This is a genomic window from Streptomyces sp. NPDC045021 (assembly GCF_056432645.1).
In genome coordinates this window covers 412,361-431,562 of the sequence record NZ_JBWKIQ010000007.1, presented here as the reverse complement: position 1 = coordinate 431,562, position 19,202 = coordinate 412,361, and the positions used below count along the sequence as shown (strand labels likewise).

Annotated in this window: 21 protein-coding genes; 10 read left to right on the top strand and 11 right to left on the bottom strand. The window is 71.2% G+C overall.

The window, feature by feature from the left end:
- Positions 1–8 precede the first annotated feature (8 nt).
- Positions 9–671 carry an alpha/beta hydrolase family protein gene (locus tag AC07DC_RS23455; protein ID WP_478916383.1) on the bottom strand — a complete coding sequence of 221 codons (663 nt, stop codon included), beginning with the start codon at positions 669–671 and terminating at the stop codon, positions 9–11.
- A gap of 303 nt (positions 672–974) precedes the next feature.
- Between AC07DC_RS23455 and AC07DC_RS23450 the strand changes: the two genes are divergently transcribed.
- From AC07DC_RS23450 to AC07DC_RS23440, 3 genes are all read left to right on the top strand, one after another.
- Positions 975–1,925, top strand: a complete 951-nt coding sequence (locus tag AC07DC_RS23450; protein WP_478916381.1) for a hypothetical protein — start codon at positions 975–977, stop codon at positions 1,923–1,925.
- Between the two features lie 117 nt (positions 1,926–2,042).
- Positions 2,043–2,687 carry an ArsR/SmtB family transcription factor gene (locus tag AC07DC_RS23445; RefSeq protein WP_478916380.1) on the top strand — a complete coding sequence of 215 codons (645 nt, stop codon included), beginning with the start codon at positions 2,043–2,045 and terminating at the stop codon, positions 2,685–2,687.
- Positions 2,684–4,123 carry an MFS transporter gene (locus AC07DC_RS23440; RefSeq protein WP_478916379.1) on the top strand — a complete coding sequence of 480 codons (1,440 nt, stop codon included), beginning with the start codon at positions 2,684–2,686 and terminating at the stop codon, positions 4,121–4,123. The genes AC07DC_RS23445 and AC07DC_RS23440 overlap by 4 nt, the downstream gene beginning before the upstream one ends.
- Before the next feature lie 51 nt (positions 4,124–4,174).
- Here AC07DC_RS23440 and AC07DC_RS23435 read toward each other — a convergent pair whose 3' ends face one another.
- The 3 genes from AC07DC_RS23435 to AC07DC_RS23425 all read right to left on the bottom strand — a co-directional run bounded on the left by AC07DC_RS23435 (position 4,175) and on the right by AC07DC_RS23425 (position 5,834).
- The gene (locus AC07DC_RS23435) at positions 4,175–4,936 is read right to left on the bottom strand and encodes a hypothetical protein (protein ID WP_478916378.1); all 762 of its coding nucleotides are present in this window, start codon (positions 4,934–4,936) and stop codon (positions 4,175–4,177) included.
- A gap of 174 nt (positions 4,937–5,110) precedes the next feature.
- On the bottom strand, positions 5,111–5,485 hold the full coding sequence (locus AC07DC_RS23430) for a hypothetical protein (RefSeq protein WP_478916377.1): 375 nt from the start codon (positions 5,483–5,485) through the stop codon (positions 5,111–5,113).
- Between the two features lie 181 nt (positions 5,486–5,666).
- A complete protein-coding gene (locus AC07DC_RS23425) occupies positions 5,667–5,834 on the bottom strand; it encodes a hypothetical protein (protein WP_478916376.1) in 168 nt (55 codons plus the stop codon).
- Between the two features lie 116 nt (positions 5,835–5,950).
- Here AC07DC_RS23425 and AC07DC_RS23420 point away from each other — a divergent pair, with 116 nt between their 5' ends.
- A complete protein-coding gene (locus AC07DC_RS23420) occupies positions 5,951–6,592 on the top strand; it encodes an HAD family hydrolase (protein ID WP_478916375.1) in 642 nt (213 codons plus the stop codon).
- Positions 6,593–7,114: 522 nt separating this feature from the next.
- The gene (locus tag AC07DC_RS23415) at positions 7,115–7,966 is read left to right on the top strand and encodes a pentapeptide repeat-containing protein (RefSeq protein ID WP_478916374.1); all 852 of its coding nucleotides are present in this window, start codon (positions 7,115–7,117) and stop codon (positions 7,964–7,966) included.
- Here the strand turns inward: AC07DC_RS23415 and AC07DC_RS23410 are convergent.
- The gene (locus AC07DC_RS23410) at positions 7,944–8,468 is read right to left on the bottom strand and encodes a pyridoxamine 5'-phosphate oxidase family protein (RefSeq protein ID WP_478916373.1); all 525 of its coding nucleotides are present in this window, start codon (positions 8,466–8,468) and stop codon (positions 7,944–7,946) included. The two genes, AC07DC_RS23415 and AC07DC_RS23410, sit on opposite strands and share 23 nt — an antisense overlap.
- 210 nt (positions 8,469–8,678) lie before the next feature.
- Positions 8,679–9,182, bottom strand: coding sequence for a nuclear transport factor 2 family protein (locus tag AC07DC_RS23405; RefSeq protein ID WP_478916372.1), 504 nt, complete (start codon positions 9,180–9,182; stop codon positions 8,679–8,681).
- A 130-nt stretch (positions 9,183–9,312) separates the two neighbouring features.
- Between AC07DC_RS23405 and AC07DC_RS23400 the strand changes: the two genes are divergently transcribed.
- Entirely contained in the window at positions 9,313–10,242 is a 930-nt protein-coding gene (locus tag AC07DC_RS23400) for a LysR family transcriptional regulator (protein WP_478916371.1), read from the top strand.
- A gap of 181 nt (positions 10,243–10,423) precedes the next feature.
- Here the strand turns inward: AC07DC_RS23400 and AC07DC_RS23395 are convergent, their stop codons facing one another.
- The 3 genes from AC07DC_RS23395 to AC07DC_RS23385 all read right to left on the bottom strand — a co-directional run bounded on the left by AC07DC_RS23395 (position 10,424) and on the right by AC07DC_RS23385 (position 12,394).
- Positions 10,424–10,582, bottom strand: coding sequence for a hypothetical protein (locus AC07DC_RS23395; RefSeq protein ID WP_478916370.1), 159 nt, complete (start codon positions 10,580–10,582; stop codon positions 10,424–10,426).
- A gap of 167 nt (positions 10,583–10,749) precedes the next feature.
- Entirely contained in the window at positions 10,750–11,631 is an 882-nt protein-coding gene (locus AC07DC_RS23390) for an undecaprenyl-diphosphate phosphatase (protein WP_478916369.1), read from the bottom strand.
- A 55-nt stretch (positions 11,632–11,686) separates the two neighbouring features.
- Positions 11,687–12,394, bottom strand: a complete 708-nt coding sequence (locus AC07DC_RS23385; protein ID WP_478916368.1) for a TVP38/TMEM64 family protein — start codon at positions 12,392–12,394, stop codon at positions 11,687–11,689.
- A 394-nt stretch (positions 12,395–12,788) separates the two neighbouring features.
- Here AC07DC_RS23385 and tuf point away from each other — a divergent pair, with 394 nt between their 5' ends.
- From tuf to AC07DC_RS23370, 3 genes are all read left to right on the top strand, one after another.
- Complete coding sequence (gene tuf, locus AC07DC_RS23380) at positions 12,789–13,961, top strand: elongation factor Tu (protein WP_478916367.1); 1,173 nt, start codon at positions 12,789–12,791, stop codon at positions 13,959–13,961.
- Between the two features lie 199 nt (positions 13,962–14,160).
- Positions 14,161–15,003, top strand: a complete 843-nt coding sequence (locus AC07DC_RS23375; protein WP_478916366.1) for a patatin-like phospholipase family protein — start codon at positions 14,161–14,163, stop codon at positions 15,001–15,003.
- 26 nt (positions 15,004–15,029) lie between these two features.
- A complete protein-coding gene (locus tag AC07DC_RS23370; RefSeq protein ID WP_478916365.1) occupies positions 15,030–15,914 on the top strand; it encodes a spermidine synthase in 885 nt (294 codons plus the stop codon).
- Here AC07DC_RS23370 and AC07DC_RS23365 read toward each other — a convergent pair.
- Together AC07DC_RS23365 and AC07DC_RS23360 are read right to left on the bottom strand one after the other, a co-directional pair.
- Entirely contained in the window at positions 15,854–17,278 is a 1,425-nt protein-coding gene (locus AC07DC_RS23365) for an MFS transporter (protein ID WP_478916364.1), read from the bottom strand. The genes AC07DC_RS23370 and AC07DC_RS23365 overlap by 61 nt on opposite strands.
- A gap of 79 nt (positions 17,279–17,357) precedes the next feature.
- The gene (locus AC07DC_RS23360) at positions 17,358–18,473 is read right to left on the bottom strand and encodes a DUF8017 domain-containing protein (RefSeq protein ID WP_478916363.1); all 1,116 of its coding nucleotides are present in this window, start codon (positions 18,471–18,473) and stop codon (positions 17,358–17,360) included.
- 126 nt (positions 18,474–18,599) lie between these two features.
- Between AC07DC_RS23360 and AC07DC_RS23355 the strand changes: the two genes are divergently transcribed.
- On the top strand, positions 18,600–19,052 hold the full coding sequence (locus AC07DC_RS23355) for a DUF4442 domain-containing protein (protein ID WP_478916362.1): 453 nt from the start codon (positions 18,600–18,602) through the stop codon (positions 19,050–19,052).
- The last annotated feature ends 150 nt before the right edge of the window (positions 19,053–19,202 follow it).

The window sequence follows — 19,202 nt, the reverse complement described above, 5'->3', positions numbered from 1 at the left end:
GCCGCGCGTCAGAAGCCGGTCATCCCGGCTGCGCGGGCCAGCAGGTGGGCGGTCCGCGTCCCGGCCTCGACGGCGTGGTCGGCCGTGCCGGGCAGGCAGCGCTGGTGTTCGAGGCTGAACTCGGTCATCACGACACCGGCGTGATCGGTCGCGAGCTCGGCGAGCGGCGCCGGCCAGTCGCGCTTCTCCAGGGCGTCGCGCAGCTCACGGGACTGTTCTATGTCCACGATCGAATCGGCGGTGCCGTGCACCAGGTGGACCGGAATCGGTGGCACCAGGTCACCGTCCCGGGACACGTCGTCGATCGGGACGGTCCCCGTTGTCGGCGCCGTGGACCGGTATCCGCCGGCGATGCCCACGACGGCTCGCGGCCGCCAGCCGTCGAGCGCGGAGGGATTGAGAGCGACGCCCACCACGGCGTTGGCGCCCAGCGACCAGCCCGCCAGGACCATCCGCTCGGGGTCCGCGCCGAAACCGGCCGCGTTCTCGCGCGCGAACGCAACCGACTCGGCGAGGTGGGATCGGCCGGCGTCAGGAGCGTCGGGACGCCAGTCCGGCACGAAGACGACGATTCCGAGCTGGGCGGCGGTCCGGGCGAGCGGCGCGAGCACGTCACGTTCATCGGGGCCGCGGCCGTGCCAGAGCAGCACAGCGGGCGAAGCCGAAGCCATCGAGGACGGAGAGGGTGAAGCCGAAGCCGACGGTGACGGCACGGGTGAAGCCGACAACGACGGTGGCGCGGGCCGGTAGACATCCATGCGCTGGCCACTGCTCCCGTACGTGAGCACGCTCGCCACTTCGACGTTCACCGTCACGCCACTACCCCCGACTCACCACACCACTACGAACGACGTCCGGACGTGACCCGCACCTCGGAGATCCGGAGATCACGTTACCCGGAACCGCCGTTACCCGACTCACGTCGAAGGGATACGCCGCCGGGGCCGCCGGGGCGTTGTCATGGAGGAGCCGTCATGCGCAGCCGCGCCGCACTCGTCAGTGCCGTCCTGTTCAGCGTGTCGCTCACCGTCGCGGGGTGTGGCACCGAGGGGGTGCGGACCGCGTCGGACGCGCCCGCCGGACAGGGGGCGCTGGTGACCGGGGACACCGGGCGTCCGGACGGGGCGGCCGCCCGGCGGGCGGCCGAAGTGGCCAAAGCCTGGACGGGATCGGCGGCGGAACGCGCCTGGCGCAACGGATACAGACCGCTCGACCGGGCGGAGTGGCTTCCGCCGGACGCGTTCCGCAGCGGGGAGGACAAGACCGCCTTCATGTACGGGCATCTGGAACTCGCCACGCAGCTTCCGACGTCCGGTCCGGAGACCACGGTGACGTGGCCGGACGGATCGACGGTGAAGCGACCGTTGCTGACGGCTCGGCAGGTGTTCGACGGGCTGGTGCGGAGCAAGTCCACCTGCGAGGGGGCGGATTGCGCCCGGCGGCTGCGGGTGACCGGTGCCAAGGCGGCCACCAGGACGCTGCCGACGAGCCGGGGCATGGCCACCATCCCCGTCTGGGAGTTCACGATCGACGGCTACACCCGGCCGTTCGTCTATGCGGCCGTGGCCCCCGACCAGCCGCCCGGCGGATCGCAGGACGGTCGTCCGGCCCCCGAGATCAAGGGTCTGGGCCCGGTGGCGGACTGGAGCGGGACGTCCACCGACGGCCTCGTCCTCTCCGCTCGGGTGCAGCACGGGTCGTGCGTCGACGCCCTGCCCGGCCAGGTGTACGAGACGAAGGAGGTCGTCGTCCTCATCGGCCGTATCGGGCCCTGGAAGCTGCCCGAGGGCGCTGCCTGTGACGCGGCCCTGCGCGCGACGCCCGCGCACTTCCGGCTGGCGCGCCCGCTGGGCAACCGGACCGTACTCGACGCCGTGTCCGGAGATCCCATGGCGCTGATGGTGCCCCGGGCGGTGGCGCAGTAGGCGGGTGAGCAGGCGGGAGCCGGGGAGCGACGGGGGAGCGACGGCGGAGAGAATTGGCAGAGGACTCTCTGCAGATGACTCTATGCAGAGAGTCCTCTGCAACATATGATGGCGGGCATGGCCGACGAACCCACACGCCCATCGCAGCCGTCCGAGTCCGAACCGGAGAAGCCCATCCGGAACGAAGGCGACAAGCCCGTCCGGAACATCGACGCCCGTAGCCTTCGCGGGCTGGCGCATCCGCTGCGTATGCGGATCCTCGAACTGCTGAAGCTCGACGGACCCGCCACCTCGACCCGGCTTGCCGAGCGGCTGGGTGAGAACACCGGCACCGTCAGCTGGCATCTGCGCCAGCTCGCGGAGCACGGCTTCATCGAGGACGTGGTCGGGCGTGGCACCAAGCGCGAACGCTGGTGGCAGGCGGTCAACGAGCGGCGCACGCTCAACACCACGGAGTTCCGCTACGACCCCGACACCCGGGGCGCGCTCTCCGTCTACATGCACGAACTGGTCCAGCAGTCGTTCTCCCGGGTCGCCGACTACCTCGCCGACGACTGGGAGGGGCCGTGGCTGGGCATCGGCACCCTTGTCGACCGGTCCGACCTGAGGATGACGCCGGATCAACTTGTCGCGCTCAACGCGGAGTTGCTGGAGGTCATTGACCGGCACGCCCCGGATCCCGATGCGGAACCCGGCGAGAACGCGCTGCCCGTCATCGTTCAGCTCCAGTCGTTCCCCCGCAAGGAGCGTGGCGACGCATGAACCAGGACACGGACAACGGTCTGCGCGAAGACACGCACATGGACGACGACACACGCTTGGAAGAGGGCACGCGCTTGAACGACGACATTCGCTCGGACGACGACCGTTCGGACGACGGCATACGCGGCGGCCTGCTGCGCCGGCATCGCGACTTCCGGCTGCTGTGGTGCGGTGAGACGGCCGGCAAGTTCGGTGCGTCCGTCACCGGGGTGACGATGCCGCTCGTCGCCGTCACCGCGCTGCACGCCAGCACCTTCCAGGTGGGCCTGCTGACGGCCGCCACCTGGCTGCCGTGGCTGATCATCGGCCTCCCGGTCGGCGTCTGGGTGGACCGGATGCGCCGGCGGCCGATCATGCTGGTCGCGGCGGCCGTCTCCCTGCTGCTCTACGTCAGCGTCCCGGTCGCGGCCTGGTCCGGCGCGCTGAGCATCGGCCTGCTGCTCGCCATCGCCCTGCTGACGGGTACGGCGGTGGTCTTCTTCCAGACCGCCTACACGGCGTACCTCCCCAGCATCCTGGCCCCGGCCGACCAACCCGAGGGCAACGCCAAACTGCACGGGAGCGCGTCGGCCGCGCAGATCGTGGGGCTCGGATCCGGCGGTCTCATCGCCCAGTTGGCGGGCGCGGTCAACGGGATGTTCGCCAACGCCGCGACGTTCCTCGTCTCGCTGCTCTGCCTGTCGGGCATCCGGCACCGCGAGCCGCGCGCCGTCAGGACCGAACGTCCGCCCAGGGCGCTGGTCAAGGAGGTCGGGGAGGGCCTTCGGCTGGCCACCCGCGATCCCTGGATCCGTACCCTGACCCTCTTCGGTGCGACATCCAATCTCGCGCTGATGGGCTTCCAGTCGATCGTGGTCGTCTTCCTGGTGCGGAATGTCGGCGTGGGTTCCGGTACGGTCGGCGCGCTGATCGCGGCCGCCGGCAGCGGCGGAGTCGCCGGTGCGTTCGCCGCCCGCCGGGTCGCCGCCCGCGTCGGGACGGCGCGCGCCACGCTCCTGTTCGAGCTCGGATTCCCGGTGTTCGCCCTGCTCATCCCGCTCACCGTCGGCGGTGCGGGGGTGCTGCTCTACGTGGTCGGTGGTTTCTGCGTCTCCGCCGGGGTGGTGGCGGGCAACGTCATCAAGGCGAGCTTCCAGCAGAGCTACTGCCCGCCGGAGCTGCTCGGCCGCCTCACCGCCAGCACGTCGTTCATCAACTTCGGCACGATCCCGCTCGGCGCGCTGCTCGGCGGCACGCTGGGTACCGTGCTCGGCCTCCGTGCCGCCCTGTGGATCACGACGGCGGGCGTCCCGCTCGCCGGCCTGATCCTGCTCTTCTCGCCGGTCCGCAGCACCCGTGACCTGCCGACTTCCCCGGCGTCTCCGATGTCCGAGGTGTTCGAGGTGTCCGAGGTGTCCGAGGTGTCCGACAACAAGCCGTCCCTGCCCCGGCACTGACCCACGCCGAGTCGCGACAGGGAGGTCGCGCGGGAGTGCGCACCTCCGTCGTCAGTACTTCAGGATCGCCCACACCAGGGCACCGGCGACGGCCACCGCGTAGCAGCCCGCTCCCGCGACCACAGCCCGGTACCGGGTCTGCGGACTCCACGAGGTGAGCGACAACAGCCAGGCCAGCACCGGGAGAACCAGGATGGCGTGCAGGCTGACGCCGTGCAGCGGCTTGACGGAGGCGGTGCTGCGGTAGCCGGCGGCCTGATGGCCGGTACGGGTCAGGATGACGCCGCGCGCGATCATCGCGGCACCCGACAGGAGTCCGATGAGCAGGATGGCGAAGCCGGTCCGCAGTGCGAGCGGCATGCCGGTGGGGCCTTCCGGCCGCCGGGTGAACGAGATGATCGCGAACGCGGAGAGGATGACGACGAGGAGCGCGCCGCCGAAGGCGAGGGACATGGACACCGCAGTATTGAAAGGTGACTCCATGTTGAAGTGCGACGGCACCCGGCGCCACGCCTGGAGCGTGATGCCGCCGACCTCCAGCACGCAGTCGGCCGCGAACAGGGTGAGCAGCACGGCGCGGGTGCGCGCACTCATCCGCAGATACGACGTCACCCAGGTGATCGCGATCAACGTCAGGCCGAAGGAGAGTCCGAAGGTGAACGGCTTCCGCCAGGAGACCGGCCCCTCCCACGGACCCCCGTCCACGGCGAACACTCCCAGGTGCACCAGCCCGGAGACGACGAGGACGGCACCCGTCGCGTAGCAGAGCCGTTCGCTGCGCCTCGCCGCCCGCCACACATCGCCGCGCCACATCGCCGGCGGCGCTCCCGTGGCCTCCGGCGCTCCCGATGGGTTCGTATGCGTCGAAGGGTCGGGCTGGGGCACTGCCGCTCGCGCATGCATGGGACATCTCCTGGCGGAAGGCGTGGGACCAAGGGCAGGGGAACGGGATCGGATCGGGGCCGGGGTCGGGGTCGGGGTCGGATGTCAGGCGCGGACCGCGGTCTGCGTGCGGCGGTTCATGCACAGGACGGAGACGGCGCCGGCTACGACGATGCCCAGGAGGGTGGCGAGCTGTACCACGGTCGAGACGATGAGCAGGACGTCGCCCGACCCGAGGTGATCGCCGGTGTTCGGCGTCGTGATCGATCCGATGCCGATGAACAGGCCGACGGACGTCGCGACCGCGGCGGTCCAACGGCGCGGCCGCCAGGCCAGCAGCCCGGCCGCGACCACCGGAATGACGGCGCCGGGCGGCACGGCCGGGTAGTCCGCGCCCGCTGCCATCTGCAGGAGAATCGACCCCGCCATCAGGGCCAGCATGGCGAGGGTGATCTTGACGGGCCCGCGGTAGGTTTCCATACCCCCAGAATCCCGAGTGGCCGTCCGGATGTCGTCGTCCGGCGGTAGGCACCCCAGCTACGCCCCCGGGAGTAGCCGGGCGGGGGGACCCTGGCAGTGCTTGCCATCGATCCCGTCTCGTAGGGGTGAGCCGAGTTGGGGGCCGGGTGGGCCGAGCGAAATGGTCCGCCGGGAATGGCGGTTACGCGGCGCTCGTGGCGCTCGCGAGTTCGGCGCGGCGCGCCGCCAGATAGGCGTCCCGGAGGCGGGCGAGTTCCGTGAGTTCGGCGGGTGTCCAGGATCGGTCGCCGTGCGCCTGGACATAGGCGCGCAGGCGATCATTCGCATCGGTCGAGGGTGTGCCGCGCATGCGATAAGACTATGGGTCCTTTGCGGCGTTCGGAATCCAGGTGCCAGGAACGGCATATGCGAACTCAAGACGGCGCGGCATTCCGGGCCGGGCCCGAACCCTCGTAGGCTGACGGGGTGATCGAGGCAATGGTGTTCGATATCGGCGAGACTCTCATCAGCGACACCCGGTACTGGGAGTCATGGGCGGACTGGCTCGGCATTCCGCGACATACGATGTCCGCCCTGGTCGGCGCCGTCGTGTCCCAAGGCCGCGACAACGCGGACGCGTTGCGGCTCATTCGCCCCGGGCTCGATCTCCCGGCCGCCCACGCGGCCCGTCGGACGGCCGGCCGCGGCGAGTTCCTCGACGAATCCGATCTCTATCCGGATGTGCGCCCGGCGCTGGGCGGGTTGCGGAAGCTGGGGATCCGCGTGCTCGTCGCGGGCAACCAATCGGCCCGCGCCGGAGAGCTGTTGCGCGGCCTGGACCTGCCCGCTGACGTCGTCGCGACGTCCGAGGAGTGGGGTGTCGCCAAGCCCAGCCCGGAATTCTTCGCCCGGGTCGTCGAGTTGGCGCAGGCCGAGCCGCACGAGATCGTGTACGTAGGGGACCATCCTGCCAACGACGTGTTCCCGGCGAAGGACGCCGGTCTGCTGGTCGCTCATCTCAGGCGCGGGCCGTGGGGCCACCTGTGGGCGGACGATCCGGAGACCATCGCCGCGGCCGACTGGCGGATCGGTGCCCTGACGGATCTCACCTCGATCGTCTCGACCTAGTTCGTCTCGACCTGGTTCGTGTGGCCAGGTCGGGCCATCGACGCTCCCAGGGCAACATTGCAGTATCCACCACGGCCGCCGCGGGGGACCCGTATTTGCCGGAGTGCATGAAATGGACACCGTAAGGCTGGGAATATGTAGCGGCGCAGTCCAGGCTGGATCAATGCCGTCGCGGCGGAATTTTCCGCGTGAATTCACAGAGCGGTGATTGTCTGGCCAAAGGTTCGAATTACCGTCGCACACGAGTGCGCGTGTTCGGGTCCTGGTTCATGGGGCGAGATATCAGCAGCGCAAATGGGGTCTGCTGATGAGCCACGTCAGGACTCCGGTGAAGTCGCCCGAAGTCGCCCATGACCTCCGGGCGAGGTGGACCCCGGGGCGGGTCTCGCTGGTCCCACCGTCCTCATCGCGCGGTACGCGGTCGGATAAAGTGCGAGGTGAGAGTGCCGGACCCGTCCGTTCGGCGATGTGCCGGCGCGGCCGCGGTCGGCACGGTCGTTTCGTACCAGGAGACCGAGCACGTTGTCTGAGAACCGCGAACGTACACAGGGCGAGCCGGAGCACGGCTCCGGTGGTGGCCCGGCGGCCCTGCGAGCCGACTGCGGGAATTGCTTCGCGCTGTGCTGTGTCGTGCCGGCGTTCTCCGCCTCGGTCGACTTCGCGATCAACAAGAACGCAGGTCAGGCCTGCCCCAATCTGCAGCAGGACTTCCGCTGCGGCATCCACACCCGCCTCAGGGACAAGGGCTTCCGGGGCTGCACCGTCTACGACTGCTTCGGCGCCGGGCAGAAGGTCTCGCAGGTCACCTTCGGCGGCCAGGACTGGCGGCAGGCGCCGCGCACGGCGAAGCAGATGTTCCAGGTCTTCCCTGTCATGAGGGACCTTCACGAGCTGCTCTGGTACCTGACCGAGGCGCTGACGCTGCGGCCGGCCGGCTCCCTGCACGGTGAGCTCGGGGCCGCCCTGGAGGAGACCGAACGCCTCACCCGGTACAACCCCGAGCTCCTCGTGGAGCTGGACGTGCCCGCCCACCGGCGCGACGTCAACGCGCTACTGCTGCGGGCGAGCGAGCTGGTGCGGGCCGAGGTCCGGGGCAAGAAGAAGGACCGCAGGGGAGCCGACCTCATCGGCGCCAAGCTCAAGGGCGCCGACCTGCGGGGCGCCAACCTGCGCGGGGCGTACCTCATCGGAGCGGACCTCTCGGGCGCCGACCTGCGGACGGCCGACGTGATCGGCGCCGACTTCAGGGACGCCGACCTGCGGGGCGCCGACCTCACCGGGGCCATCTTCCTCATCCAGTCCCAGCTGGACGCGGCGCGCGGGGATGCCGCAACGAAGCTGCCGCCCGCGCTCAGCCACCCGGAACGCTGGTAGGACCTGCTGTGACCGCTGCCGGCTCGGCCGTTCCCTGGCCGGTCACGTCGAGAGCGGTGCCGTACAGCCGGTTGACCTTCAGCCGGATGACGAGCCGCTGCTCCGCGACGAGTTGCGCGAGGAAGGGCTCCTCGTCCGCAAGCCGGGCCGAGGCCGGCAGCATGGCGAGCAGCTCGCGCCCGACCGCGTCGCCCGCCTGGGTCGTGATCTCCGAAACCTCGGCCTCGCCCTCCGCGACGGCGAACGACCAGTGGTCCTCGCTGGAGACGTGCAGTGCGGCCCGTGAGTCGTTCCTGAGCTGGCGGACCTTGAGCCGGTCGGCGGTGGTCGAGAAGCGGATGATCCGCGACTGGGGATCCCAGTGGTAGAGCATCGTCGTCAGATGCGGGTGTCCGCTGCTCTTGTTGGTGGCCAGGACCCCGAACTGGTGCGATCCGAGCAGCGCGGACAACGCGTCGTCCGCCAGGACCCGGGGGCCCGGGCCGCTGTTCTCGTCAGTCATGGTGGTCTCCCCAACCCTCGGCGTACGAAGGCTCGTGATCGGTGGAGGTCGCGTGGTCCAGACCTCCCATGATCAGTTCAACGAGCGGCACCGGTCAAGGATGTGCCGGATGTTCCGGGGCCGTCAAAGGCGACCTGCCGACGGCTGACCGGTCAACTGGCCGACGGGCCAACTGGCCAACTGGCTGACGCGCGGCCGGATCCGGGTGCGCTATCCGCCGAAGACGGCGGCGGGATCGCCGGTGTACCAGATGTTGTCGATGTGGATCCGGCGCATGACCCAGCGCTCGCCGTCCCGGACGAGGTCGACGGCGTAGACGTTCTTGAGCAGGGCGTTCCGGCTGTGGTCGGCCGTGAGCAGGTGCTGGGCCTCGACGAGTGCGGTGAGCCGGGCGGTGTCGCCGTCCACCTGGACACGGGGGTTGGTGACGGTGTGCGAGGTGTCGACCCGGCCGGTGAACATGCCGAGGATCACGTCGACGATGGTGTCGCGGCCGGCCATCAGCGGGCTCTGCGCACCCCATTTGGCCGCCGCGGGGCGGAAGTCCAGCTCGGCGTCGGGGGAGAAGGACGAGACGAACAGGTCCCGGTTCTTGAGGTCCTGTCCCAGTCCGAACCGGTGGAGAGCGTCGATGATCTCCTCGCGGTCCTTCAACTCGCGGACGATGTCCTCGGTGGTGCGGGCCGACAGTGCGTGTCCGTGGGTGAGGTACATGACGCTTCCGTTCTCGGTCGGGGTCGCCGGCTCCGTTGCGGTTCCGGTGGTTCAAAGATCCGCCGGAACCGGCTGTTGATCAACGGCCTTCTGTGGAAGAGTCGTTAAGCCCGGCTTAACGACAAGAGTGTTGAGAACGCCGGGTGCGACGAGCGACGACCAGTCGGAGGACGCGGTGGAACGGCACGAGATCGAGGCGTTCCTCACGCTCGCCGAGGAGTTGCACTTCGGGCGGACCGCCGCGCGGCTGCAGGTGACCACCGCCCGGATCAGCCAGACCATCAGCAAGTTGGAGCGCCGCGTCGGGGTCCCGCTGTTCGAGCGGACCAGCCGGCGCGTGGTGCTCACGGCGATCGGCGCCCGGCTCCGTGATGATGTGCGGCCCGCCCACGAGCAGATCGTGGCCGGGTTCGAACGGGCGGTCAGCGCGGGTCGCGGGATCAGCGGTGAGCTGCGGGTCGGCTTTGTCGGCGCGGCCGCGGGGCAGTTGCTGCTCCAGGCCACGGACCGGTTCCGCGGCCGGCACCCGGACTGCGAGGTGCTGATCCGGGAGGTCCAGATGGGCGAGGCGCTCGGGCGGCTGCGGGCCGACGAGTTCGAGACGCTGCTGGTCTGTTTCCCCCAGCGCGACCCCGATCTCGCCGTCGGTCCTGTGCTGCTCTCCGAGCCGCGCGTGCTGGCCGTGGCGGCGGGGCACCCGTTCGCCCGCCGGGCGTCGGTCTCGGTCGAGGACCTGGCGCGCGACAAGGTGCTGCAGGCGCCCTGCTCGCTTCCCGACCACTGGCGGGATCCCGATTCGCCGCGCCTGACGCCCGCGGGCCGCCCCATCGAGTCGGGCGCCTCGGTCGAGACGTTCCAGGAGATCCTGACGCTCGTCAGTGCGGGCCACGGCACCTTCCCGGTGGGTGCCCAGGCCACCCGCTATTACGCGCGGCCCGATGTCGCGTACGTTCCCTTCGACGACGCCCCGCCGCTGGAGTGGGGACTGGTCTGGCGCACCAGCCGCGCCACCGCCCGAATCCGCGCCTTCAGCGACGCCGCCGCAGACACCAATACGTAGGCCCGCCGCCGACACCACCACGTAAGCCCGCGTGCCGACACCACCACGTAGGCCGGCATGCCGACGCCAAACACGTAAGCCCGTAAACAGAAGCCGCCCACACCGGCTGGCGGTGTGGGCGGCGGGACGGTCGTCGGGTGCGGGCGGCCGGTGAGCGGCGGCCCGGCAGGGCGGTCGGTCGCTACGCGGCTTTCCGGTAATGGGCGCGCTGCGCTGCCAGGAAAGCGGACCGCAGGCGTTCGAGCTCGGCGAGCTCGGCCGGGGTCCAGGCACGGGATCCGTGCTCGTGAAGGTAGGCGCGGAGGGCGTCGTTCGCCTCGGCCACGGGTGTTGCATGCATACCGACCAGGCTACGGGGCGCCGGCGACCGCTCCGACCAAAGCGGGCCGAAAGGCGTGTGCGAATGGTCACGCTGTGAAACGGGACGGGGTCGGTGGGCGGCTGCCTGCGGCCGGTGGCGCCTCAGGAACGGCCCGGCACGGCCCGGTGTGGACCGGACGGTTCCCGTCACTCGAACGAGGCGGCCCCGGCGTCCAGTACACCGGTCGTCACCAGCACGAAGAGCACGATGCCGAGCAGGACGCGGTAGATGACGAACGGCATGAAGCTCTTGCTGGAGATGTAGCGCATGAACCAGGCGATGACGGCGTACCCGACGCCGAACGCGATGACGGTGGCGAGGAGCGTCGGCCCCCAGGCGAGATGTGAGTCACCACCGACGTCCTTGAGCTCGAAGACGCCGGACGCCAGGACCGCGGGGATGGCGAGGAGGAAGGAGTACCGGGCGGCGGCCTCGCGGGTGTAGCCGAGGAAGAGCCCGCCGCTGATGGTGGCGCCGGAGCGGGAGACTCCGGGGATCAGGGCCATCGCCTGGCAGAGGCCGTAGACCAGGCCGTCGCGGGTGGTGAGGTCGGCCAGCGTCTTGCGGGGCGGCGCGGCGCGGTGCCGGCCGCCCTGGTCGGCGGGGCCGCCGCGGGCGGCGAGGCGGTCGGCGAAGCCGAGGACCAGGCCCATGACGATCAGGGTGGTGGCGATCAGGCGCAGATCGCGGAAGGGGCCGTTGATGGCGTCCTGGAAGAGCAGTCCGAGCACGCCGATGGGGATACTGCCGACGATCACCAGCCAGCCCATCCGGGCATCGGCCTCCGAGCGCAGCCGACGGTCGAACAGCGATCGGGCCCAGGCGGAGATGATCCGGCCGATGTCCTTGCGGAAGTAGAGGATGACCGCGGTCTCGGTGCCGATCTGGGTGATCGCGGTGAAGGCGGCGCCGGGGTCGTGCCAGCCCGCGAACGCCGCGGTGAGGCGCAGGTGCGCACTGGAGGAAATGGGGAGGAATTCGGTCAATCCCTGGACGAGGCCGAGAATGATGGATTCGAACCAACTCATGGACGGTGGCACAGGTCCTTGCGATCGTCGGGCGGTGGAAAGCGGTGCCGGAACGTCAGCCGGACGACCTGGAGTTCTGGGTGCGGCGGGCCCGGACGGCGACCAGGACGGCTCCCACGCCGGTCACCGCGATGAACCCCATGGCCAGCAGGAAGGCCGGTGAGGTCGGTGACGACGCGCGGCTGCCCGCGATGACGTACGCGGCCGTGTTGGGGATGCTGCCGAGCGCGGTGGCGAGGAGGAACGGGCCCAGGCGCATGTGCGAGACGGCCGCGGAGTAGTTGGCGGCGGCGAAGGGCACGCCGGGGAAGAGCCGGATCGCGAGCATGCTGCGGAAGCCGTGCCGGCTCAACTGCCGGTCCACCGAGGTGATCAGGCGACCGCGCAGCAGGGGCCTGAGCGCGTCGCGCCCCAGGACGCGGCCCAGGCAGAAGGACAGCCCGGCGCCCAACACGGTGCCGACGAGGGAGGAGCCCACCCCGGCCTGCGTCCCGAACAGCGTGCCGGCCGCCACGTTGAGCAGCGGGCGGGGCACGAAGGCGAACGCGCACACTCCGTAAGCCGCCGCGAAGAGCACCACCGCGGCGCCGCCCGACAGCCGGGGCCAGCCGTCCATGATCAGGTGCTGCGGCTGCCAGAGCAGGACGGCCGTGGCCGCGCCCGTCAGCAGCGCGACCAGCAGGGCCAGCCGCGCCCACGGCGACAGCAGCGCACGGGTGCACCGCACGGCGAGGCCGTCGGACGTCGGGAGGCGGTCGAGCATCCGAGGAGCGTAACCGAGACGGGTGAACGTGCGGAGTGAGCGGGGTCTGCGCAGGCCGAAGAGCAGTGGGTCCTCGCGGGCAGAAGTGCGGATCCCCGCAGGCGGAAAACCGTTCGACGCCGGGCCGTCGGGTGACGGATCATCAACGCCATGAACCGGTATGCCTTCGCAGATACGTCCGCAGTCGCGGACGCGCTGGAGGCTGCCCTCGCTTCATTCCTCGACGGCGCCCGAAGCTGACCCTCCCCGGACATTCCGGCGGACCCCGCAGGGGGAGGGTCGGTGCGGCCCAGGGGGTCCCCGCGTTCCCGTGCGCGATCACCACGTCATCCGGCCCGTAGGCCATGCCGTCGTGCCGCCGCGCGCAGAATTCCGAGGAAGAAGCGAACCACCCATGTCCAAGACGGCATACGTGCGCACCAAGCCGCACCTCAACATCGGCACGATGGGCCACGTCGACCACGGCAAGACCACGCTGACCGCCGCGATCACCAAGGTGCTCGCCGACCGGGGGACCGGCACCTTCGTGCCGTTCGACCGGATCGACCGGGCGCCGGAGGAGGCCGCCCGCGGCATCACGATCACCATCTCGCACGTCGAGTACGAGACCGCCACTCGGCACTACGCGCACGTCGACATGCCCGGTCACGCCGACTACGTGAAGAACATGATCACCGGCGCGGCCCAGCTCGACGGGGCGATCCTGGTCGTCTCGGCGCACGACGGCGTGATGCCGCAGACCGCCGAGCACGTTCTGCTCGCCCGGCAGGTGGGTGTCGAGCACATCGTCGTGGCCCTCAACAAGGCCGACGCCGGTGACCCCGAGCTGACCGACCTGGTCGAGCTGGAGGTGCGGGACCTGCTCAGCGCGCACGGATATCCGGGGGAGTCGGCCGCGGTGGTGCGGGTGTCGGGGCTGCGGGCGCTGGAGGGCGACCCGCGGTGGACCGCGGCGGTCGGTGAGTTGCTGGACGCCGTCGACACCCAGGTGCCGATGCCGGTGCGCTACACCGACGCGCCGTTCCTGCTCTCGGTGGAGAACGTGCTGACCATCACCGGGCGGGGCACGGTCGTCACGGGCGCCGTCGAGCGCGGGACGGTGCGGGTCGGCGACCGGGTCGAGGTGCTCGGAGCGGACACGGCCTCGGTCGTGACCGGTCTGGAGACCTTCGGCAAGCCGATGGAGTCCGCGCAGGCGGGCGACAACGTGGCGCTGCTGCTGCGCGGGGTGCAGCGGGACATCGTCCGACGCGGTCACATCGTGGCGGCGCCGGGCAGCGTGACGCAGAGCACCCGCTTCACCGCGCGGGTGTACGTGGTGCCCGCCGCCGAGGGCGGCCGCCGCACCCCGGTCTCCACCGGCTACCGGCCGCAGTTCTACATCCGCACCGCGGACGTGGTCGGGGACGTGGACCTCGGCGTGGCCGGGGTGGCGCTGCCGGGTGACACCGCCGAGATGACGGTGGAGCTGGGCAGGCCCGTACCGCTCGAGGTCGGGCTCGGCTTCGCGATCCGCGAGGGCGGCCGGACGGTCGGCGCGGGGACCGTTACCGCCATTGACGGCTGACCGGTAACGGCCGCGAGTCGTCCCGGAGCTGACTCGTCCAGAGCCCGGTCGTCCGGAGCCGTGTCCCCCGCACCACCCCGTGCGGGGGACACGGCACGTCGTCTGTTCGTCGCGCGGCGCGCACGGCACACTGCTCCTCACACCGTTCCCGGGAACGCCCCAACCGGCGACCGCGGCCCGTGGCGAGAGGATCCTGGCGATGAAGGGCACAGCCCTGGTACTGGGCAGCGGCGGAGTGACCGGCGTCGGATGGGAGATCGGCGTGATCGCCGGACTCGCGGAGGCCGGGGTGGATCTCGCCACGGCCGACCTGGTGATCGGCACCTCCGCGGGATCCATCGTCGGGGCGCAGCTCACCTCCGGCCGGCTCGGCGTCGAGGAGCTGTACGAGCGCCAACTCGTCGATCCGCGCGGCGAGACCGTCGCCCGGATAAGCCGCCGGCTCATCTCCCGCTACATCTGGGCCGCAGTGCGCTCGCGCGACGTGGAGAGCTATCTCCTGCGCATGGGCCACATCGCGCGGACCGCGCACACCGCCCCGGAGTCGGAACGACGGGCCGCCATCGCCGGACGGCTGGTCTCGCACGACTGGCCGCAGCAGCGGCTGCTGGTGACCGCGGTCGACGCGGAGAACGGCGAGTTCACCGCATTCGACAGCGCCGCCGGCATCAGGATCGTCGACGCGGTGGGCGCGAGTTGCGCCGTGCCCGGCGTCTGGCCGCCGATCACCGCGGGAGGGCGGCGCTGGATCGACGGGGGCGTACGGTCCTGCGCCAACGCCGACCTCGCCGCCGGCTACGAGCGGGTGGTCGTCCTCGCACCGGTGGCCCGTGGCGGCGGCCCGGTCCCCGCGCCCCGGACACAGACCGCCGCACTGGAGGCGGCGGGAGCGCGCGTGGTGCTGATCACTCCCGACCAGGCGTCGCGGACCGCGTTCGGGCGCAATGTGCTCGATCCGACGAGGCGGGCCGCCGCCGCCCGCGCCGGCCGCGCCCAGAGCGCCGCGCACGCCGGCCAGGTCCGCGACGTGTGGTGCGGCTGACCCGTCCGGCTTGGGACAATGGCGCGGTGGACGACAACGGCGCGGCGGATGACAGGGGCGCGGCGGATCCAGAACCGGTACCGGTGACCCGTGCCGTGGACTTCGGCACCGCCAAACTGCTGCCCGACGTGGACCGGGCACGGGCCTGGCTGCTCACCGTCGACGGCGCACCCCAGTCGTACGTGGACCTCGACGACCCGGCGTATCTGGAGTTCGAGTACGTGCGGAGGCTCGCTCATGCCGTGGACGCGGTCTTCGACGAGAGCCGGCCGCTGGACATGGTGCACCTCGGCGGCGGCGCGCTCACCCTGCCGCGCCGGATGTCCGTGACGCGTCCGGGATCGAGGCAGGACGTCGTGGAGGCCGACCGGGGACTCGTGGCGCTGGTGTCGGAACACCTGCCGATGGACGATCCGGCGGTCGTCGTGCACACCGACGACGCGCGCGCCTGGCTGGGGCGGGCGGCGCCGGACAGCGCCGACGTCCTGGTGGCGGACGTGTTCGGCGGCTCGCGGGTGCCGGCGCATCTGACGTCGGTGGAGTTCCTGCGGTCGGCCGCGTCCGTGGTGCGTACGGAGGGCGGCCTGTATCTGGCCAATCTCGCCGATGCCGCGCCGTTCGCGTTCCTCGGCTCCCAGATCGCCACGGTGCGCGCGGTCTTCGAGCACTACTGCGTGATCGCCGAACCGGGGATGCTGCGCGGCCGGCGCTTCGGGAACGCGGTGCTGCTCGGTTCGCACGGCCCGCTCCCGCTGGACCGGCTCGCCCGGCTCGCGGCGGCCGACGCGTTCCCCGCCCGGGTGGTCGACGGAAAGGCCCTGGCCCGACTCGCGGCCGGAGCGTCCCCGGTCTACGACGCCACGGCGGTGCCGTCGCCCGAGCCGCCGGACGGCGCCTTCACCGTCGGCTGAGCCGGCTCGTCGGACTGTTCCGGCGCGGTTCCGGGGACGGAAGCGACCCCGGGGACAGAGGCAATCCCGGCGACGGAAGCCGTTCCGGGGACGGAAGCGGCCTCGGCGACGGAGACGGTCTCGCGGCGGGTCAGCCGGCGGACCTCGGGCACCAGGAGCACCGCGGCGGTGAGCAGCACGATGAGACCGGAACACCCCCACAGAGCGGCGGGCCGGCCGACCGCGTTCATGACGGGCCCGGCGAGCGCCGTGGCGACCGGGATCATCGCGACCGAGCCGAACCAGTCGTACGAGGAGACCCGCGACAGCTTGTCGCCGGGGATCTCCTGGTGCAGCGCGAGCATCCAGCCGACCGCGAAGACCTCGATCGCGACGCCGGTCACGAACATCAGCGCCGCCAGCCCGGCGGCGGGCACCACCAGGGCCAGCGCGGCGGGCGGCAGCGCCATCGGGAAGACGGCGAGCGTGCCGGCCAGCAGCATGCGGCGCGGTTTCCAGCGCATCATCAGCACGCCGCCGCTCACCGTGCCAGCGCCGAACGCCGCCAGCGCCAGGCCCCAGGGCCCGGCGCCGCCCAGCCGTTCGTTGGAGACGAGCGGCCCGTAGACCGCCTCGGCGGCGGTGAAGACCGCGTTGACGACGGAGAACTGCACGACGATGCCCCACAGCCAGCGGCGCGCGGCGAACTCCCGCCAGCCGTCGCGCAGATCCCGCAACATCCCCCCGCCGGCCTCGGCTGCCCGCAGGTTCTCGGTGCTGGTGAGGAACGAGCGCAGCGCCGCCGCGACCGCGAAGGCGGCGGCATCGACCGCGAGGACCCAGCCGGGTCCGATGGCGGCGACCAGGGCGCCCCCGAGCGCGGCGCCGCCGATGTTCGCGCCGTTCATGCCCACCCGGAAGACCGAGAACGCCTTGTTGGCGTGTGCCGGGTCGACCGTCGCCAGCAGCATGCCCTCGGAGGCGGGGGCGAAGAACGCGTGCGCGGTGCCGCCGACCGCGGTGAGCGCGGCCATCTGCCACAGCTGGGCGTGCCCCGAGATGATCAGGGCGGCGAAGACCGCCTGGGAGGCGGAGTTGAGCACGTTCGCGGCGACCATGACCTGGTTGCGGGGCAGCCGGTCGGCCAGCGCTCCGCCGATGAGCAGGAAGACCACCAGCGGGAGCGTGCGGGCCGCGGCCACGAGGCCGACATCGGTGGCGCTGCCGCCGGACTCGATGACCGCGAAGGCCGCCGCGATGAGGGCACCGGAGTTGCCGAGGCTGGTGATGACCGACGCCGCGGTGAGCAGCCGGAAGTTGCGCCCGGCCCAGGAGGGCAGCCGGGGCGGGCGGCCGGGGGGCCGGAGTGCGGCGTCGTGAGTCACCTGGCGACTATCGCGGCCCGTCCGCCGCGGTGCCACCGGATTTCGGCGGTGGGCCGCCGGGGCCCACCGCCGGCGGCGGTCATTTCTTCTTCAGCTCGCGGATGCTGCCCATGATGGTGGTGATGGTCGCGTCCGGTACCCCGTCGGTGACGCCCGCGCCGCGATCGGCGTACAGCACCCACACGGTCAGGGCCTTGGCGGAGTCCACCCAGGCCACCGTGTAGACGACACCGTCGGAGGTGCACTTGTTCTTCTTGGGCACGTTCTTCGCGGTGGCGGAGGAGGAGTAGCCGGAGATGCCGTGCGAGTTGGTGAACGGCTTGGCGGCCGTCTTGGCGACGGTGACCTTGCCGTCCTCCTGGTATCCCCAGTACGCCCACGACTCGGCCTGGACCTCGGCGGCTTCCTGGACGCTCTTGGCGCCGTTGGCGCCCTTGGTCCCCACCGCGGCGCGGTCGTCCTTGTCGCACCAGTTCTGCTTGAAGAAGGCGGGCGCGCCCATGGTGACGGCGGGCTTGCCCTTGTCCTCGAAGCCGATGAGGGTGCCCTCGCTGCCCAGCGTCCAGTTCGGCGGTACGTCGAAGGCGACGTTGCGCTCGGCGCGGCGGACGACCTGCCAACCCGGGACGACCGGCTTGATCTCGACGTCGCTCGGATTGCCGCGCGAGTCGTCGCCGGTCCCGCCGGTGCCCGCCGCCGTGGTGTCCGAGGGGGAGGGTGTGGGGGTCGATGTGGCGCTCTGCGAAGCAATGGGGCTCTTGCTCGGGTCGGCGACGTTGTCCTTGTCGTCGCCCGTCAGGTAGACGCCGCCGATGACCACGGCCGCGATCACCGCCACGGCGGCGACGATCGAGACGGCGATCGTCATGTTCTTGCGGTTGCCGGGCGGCGGGCCGCCGGGGCCGGGGCCGCCGGGCATGGTGGGGGGTCCCCACTGCGGCGGTTGACCGGGCGGCTGGCCGGGCTGCTGATAGCCGGGCTGCTGGTACTCCGGCTGCTGCGGGGGCTGTTGCGGGTAGCCGTAGCCGGGTGCCTGGTACGGGGACGGCGTCTGGTAGGGCGACGGCGCCTGGTACGGCGGTTGCTGGTTCGGCTGGTTCGGCTGGTTCGGTTGATTCGGGTTCTGCGGGTACTGCCCCTGTGGGTTCTGCTGTGGGTACTGCTGTCCCCCGGGCTGCTGCTCTCCTGGCCACATGGCCAGAAACACTAGGGGGTGAGGGCTTCCGGTTCCACGCCGCCCCTCATTACTGGTCAGTAATTTCGGGTGATCGCCAAAAGGATGTCCTGGGCAGGGATGCTACCCGCTGGTAACATCCAGGCCATGTCCGAGACCCTGCCTTCGACCGGCGAACTCCTTGCGGCCACTGTGCCCATGGTCCGCACCCTGAACCTGCAGTTCGGGGAGACCAGCGCGGAGCGTGCCGTCGTCACGCTGCCCGACCAGCCCGACTTCCACAACCACGTCGGCGGCCCGCACGCCGGTGCCATGTTCACCCTGGCCGAGTCCGCCAGTGGCGCGATCGTCCTGAGCGCCTTCGGCGACCAGCTCTCCCGCGCCGTGCCGCTGGCGGTGCGCGCGGAGATCGCGTACGCGAAGCTCGCGATGGGCCCGGTCACGGCCACCGCCGAGCTCGGCCGCCCCGCCGCGGACGTCATCGCCGAACTTGACGCGGGCGAGCGCCCGGAGTTCCCCGTCCGCGTCACGATCCGCCGCGAGGACGGCGCGGTCACCGGCGAGATGAGCATCATCTGGACGCTGCGCCTCAACCGCTGACCCGCGCCGGGCGCGGCCGTTCCCTTCGGCCGCGCCCGCCGACGGTCCCCAGGTGGGTCTTGTCACCTCTCCCCCGTCCCTGCGTATCGAACAAAGATTCGATCTGTGGTTTATGGTGAACAGGGAGGTCCGAGGGCCGGACCGGGGGCA